Source organism: Streptomyces sp. EDA2-14, assembly GCF_054963755.1.
This window is the reverse complement of sequence record NZ_JBUEGE010000053.1, coordinates 1-570: the sequence shown is the minus strand read 5'-3', so window position 1 is coordinate 570 and position 570 is coordinate 1. Positions and strand designations below refer to the sequence as shown.

1 protein-coding gene is annotated in these 570 nt (G+C 69.5%); it reads left to right on the top strand.

Features of this window, described 5'->3' with window-relative positions; all coding sequences use genetic code 11:
• Positions 1-570 (top strand): NADP-dependent phosphogluconate dehydrogenase (locus ACY34M_RS41865; protein WP_462723971.1); only part of this gene is annotated, 570 nt, incomplete at both ends.

The window sequence follows — 570 nt, the reverse complement described above, 5'->3', positions numbered from 1 at the left end:
GCGGCCAAGGGCATCGGCTTCGTCGACGCCGGTGTCTCCGGCGGCGTCTGGGGCCTGGAGAACGGCTACGCCCTCATGGTCGGCGGCACCGAGGAGAACGTCGCCAAGGTCAAGCCGGTCTTCGACGCGCTCAAGCCCGAGGGCGACTTCGGCTACGTGCACGCCGGCAAGGTCGGTGCCGGCCACTTCTCCAAGATGGTCCACAACGGCATCGAGTACGCCATGATGCAGGCCTACGCCGAGGGCTGGGAGCTGCTGGAGAAGGTCGACTCCGTGGACAACGTCCGCGAGGTCTTCCGCTCCTGGCAGGAGGGCACGGTCATCCGCTCCTGGCTGCTCGACCTCGCCGTCAACGCGCTCGACGAGGACACCCACCTCGACAAGCTGCGCGGCTTCGCCGCCGACTCCGGCGAGGGCCGCTGGACCGTCGAGGCGGCCATCGACAACGCCGTGCCGCTGCCCGCGATCACCGCGTCGCTCTTCGCCCGCTTCTCCTCCCGCCAGGAGGACTCGCCGCAGATGAAGATGATCGCCGCGCTGCGCAACCAGTTCGGCGGCCACGCCGTCGAG